At 62.1% G+C, this 2,997-nt stretch carries 3 protein-coding genes; all 3 read right to left on the bottom strand.

Going from position 1 to position 2,997, the window contains the following annotated elements:
- Positions 1 to 33 precede the first annotated feature (33 nt).
- The gene (locus tag FK498_RS18220; protein WP_141857067.1) at positions 34 to 945 is read right to left on the bottom strand and encodes an NADAR family protein; all 912 of its coding nucleotides are present in this window, start codon (positions 943 to 945) and stop codon (positions 34 to 36) included.
- Positions 945 to 1,976 (bottom strand): hypothetical protein, encoded by a 1,032-nt coding sequence (locus tag FK498_RS18215; RefSeq protein ID WP_141857065.1) that lies wholly within the window; start codon positions 1,974 to 1,976, stop codon positions 945 to 947. Before FK498_RS18215 ends, FK498_RS18220 begins: the two co-directional genes overlap by 1 nt.
- 41 nt (positions 1,977 to 2,017) lie before the next feature.
- Positions 2,018 to 2,997: hypothetical protein (locus FK498_RS18210; RefSeq protein ID WP_202614924.1), on the bottom strand; the 980-nt coding region annotated here is incomplete at its 5' end.

The raw sequence follows: 2,997 nt of genomic DNA, 5'->3' as shown, positions 1-2,997 counted from the left end.
CCCGGGCTGTCCCGCCATCCGCCGCTCCCGCTCTCACCAGCAGCAGCGAATCAGCCCGCAGCCGTCAGCGCCAGGGGGTTTTCGAGGTGTCCTCTTGTCGACCTCGCGAAATACGTACTTGCTCCGGCGCACGTCCCAATACTCGGGAATCTCGCCAAGCCACGGCAGACCGCAGTCGCGATACTTTGGATAAGGGGCAAGCGCGGTGCGGGCCGTGGGCTGTTGGGAAGTTGGTACGAGGGGCACGGCCTTGGCAATCATCGGCTGCTCAAACAGGGATGGCTGGGGATCGCTGGGCGGCGGAGCGGCGACGGGTGCAAGCGACTGCCGCGCGGCCCAACCCGGAATCTGCGCGTTGGTCGGGGCCTGCACGGCCTCAATGGGTTTGCCAAGCAGCAGAAAATCGGGGATGTCCAGCGGCGGGATGAAGCGCAGCCGCTCCACCTCGGCGCCCTTCAGCTGCTCGCGCAACTCCATCAGCAAGCGTCCTAGCACGTTCCGGCCGACAAGCGTGCCGTCCGGCTGCTCCGTGGCGCCCCAGAAATCCTTGCGACGGACCTTCTTTTCGACAATCGGCATGTCGCCGGTGGACAGCAGCAGTTCGCCGAAGGTCTGCCAGTTCTGCGCCAGCTTCACCCGCAGGCACCAGCGCATGATCTTTACCCGCACCAAATCCCAATCCGGCCTGGTTTCCGACCGGAACGGCTTGCTCCGCATCTTGGCGGTCATCGGGCTGGGATCGTCGATGATCTGTCGCTGGACGTCGGGCCGGCGGGGGAAGCGGCAGGCTTGGTAGAGGGCTTCCGACGTACGGATCCGCACGCCGTTCAGGACAATCGGAAAGCCCGGCGCCATGTTCGACAGCCCGCCAAAGCGCTCGGTCGTCTTCAGGAAGACAGCGCTCTCGGCTGGCTGGTATGTGCGAACCTGGCTGGGCTGGGCCATCAGAAGTCTTCCTGTGCCAGCATCGCCATGAACCTGCGCAGCGACGTGTCGCTGTTCGTCGTGCGGGGGAACAGCGGATACCAAGGGTCCTCCGCCCACAGCGCCAGCGGCGCATTGTTGGGGCAGTTTCTGAAGATTACGATCAGCGAGCCAAAGCCGAGCGTTTCGAGGATCATGTTGCCCAGCGGCCGCTGGTACTGATTTAGATGCGGGCACATCTGCCGGATGCGCACGCCCGCCTTCAGGAATTCCGATTCCAGCAGTTGGCGTCCGGCATCGGTGGAGAAGATGCCCAGCTTGCCCACTTGTCCCGCAGTCCGCAAATGGGGCTGGTGCTGCATCGCGGCAACATAGGCTTGCACGCCCTCGTCGTCTGGAATGGTGACCGGCCGCAGGACATCAGACGTATTGGTATGGGCCTTGCGGTCCTCAAGCTCGACCGCCCGCCACCAATGCACATCGATCGACTTGCCGGACGCCTTGATAGCCTCTCCAACTCTGTTTCGATTGTAGTAGGAGCTCTGGTGGGTGGCGATGACGATGACATGGATCGTCGCCTTATTCGGCGCATGTTGCGTGATCCAACCGGCGAGGTCGCTGCTTACCCGTCCTCCGGAGAAAATGGCGTCATCGAGGTAGATGAAAGTGTCTGGATCGGCACCGCAGTCTTCGATCTTCAGGTCACATTCTTTTTCCAGGACGGCACCGAAAAGCGCCAACATCTCCTTCTGGCTTGCTCCGCCGCCTTGGATGTCGAGGAACTTGACGCTCCTCCAGAACGCGCACGGATCTTCGCCGACCAGCTTTTCCGTTTTGAACAGGCCTGCGAGAAAACTGCGCGTGTTCGCGCAGGAAAAGTAGGTCTGCTTCAGGGCATGGTCCATTTCCCGCAAAATTGGCAGCTGAACTGCGGCGTCGAACTGACCGACCCAACGCTCGATACGTTCTGGCGTCGGGGCTTCCCCATCAGCCTCACGATAGTCGGCCGTGGTCGCCGCGATGGACGCGATGAGATCGTCCCGCTCAGCCATTTCCGCTCTCCCCCTGACTGTCGCTTCCCCATCGCCTCATCTCAAAGCCCTTCGAAGTACGTCTTGATCTTCGCTGCCATCAGCTTCCGGCGCGCCTCGAGGAAGTCGCCAAAATCGGGGATCTCCCCATCGAGCAGGGTTTCCGGCAGGCAGCTCATGCGCAAGTTGGCCCGCATCTCGGCTATATCCGTGATGCCGCCGTATCTCCTCGCCCCGCCGCTGCATTGCTCGGCCAGCTCGGCGAAATAGACCTCTGGCGGCCGGTCGCCGATGCCGATGTTGATTTCGCTTTGGGCGAGAACAAAGTTGGCGATCTGGTTGTACCGCCCGCGTGCCATGCCCTGTTTCTTCAGGTGATTGCGCGGGTAGACGTGATGCACGTCACTGCGGTTCAGCAGCAGGTCGCGCACGGTGATATCCCGCGACAGGAAGCCGAGGTCTCCCAACTTCACCTGCGCGGCCTGGTAGACGAGGAAGTAGGGGCTCGATGCCGAGGAGGTATCCATCTCCTGCGGGAGCAGAGTGGACCAGAAGCTCTCGGGAAGCTCCGCATCGATCACCGCCTCGCAATAGGTCGCGAGGCCACGGGCTTCGATCTGGCGGATATCGAAATCGAACGCCGTCTCGGGGCTGCCGGAGTAGCGTCCCCGCAACAGCGACATGACATACCATCGTCGCACCAGCCGCTCGATGTCAGCGGCCGGCATGCCCTCTGCCCGACCGCGCAGGTAGAGGATGTAGGCGAAATTGATGGCATTCTGGCTGCGGATGAGATTCGATGTGACGAACCCGGCCGAGCGCAGGATCATCGTCAGACGGTCGAAATGCGTCTTGTTGATGAAGTTGAGAACGCCGGTCTTCAGGCGGGCGAACGCCTCCTCGGCGACGGCTTCCTCATACTGCTTGGTCTCGAAGTTCCGCCCTGAGAGTCTGTCTCGAATCTCATGTGGAACGTGCGAGGCGGCGCAGCAGGAGCATGACGGAGGCGGCGTAGAGGAAGGCGTTGGCGGAGGCGATGGTG

The organism is Elioraea sp. Yellowstone, from assembly GCF_006704265.1.
GTDB lineage: Bacteria > Pseudomonadota > Alphaproteobacteria > Acetobacterales > Acetobacteraceae > Elioraea.
This window is presented reverse-complemented; position numbering and strand designations above follow the sequence as displayed.

Coding starts and splice junctions, on each gene's coding strand:
- FK498_RS18220 (WP_141857067.1), bottom strand. CDS start 945: ATGGCCCAGCCCAGCCAGGTTCGCACATACCAGCCAGCCGAGAGCGCT.
- FK498_RS18215 (WP_141857065.1), bottom strand. CDS start 1,976: ATGGCTGAGCGGGACGATCTCATCGCGTCCATCGCGGCGACCACGGCC.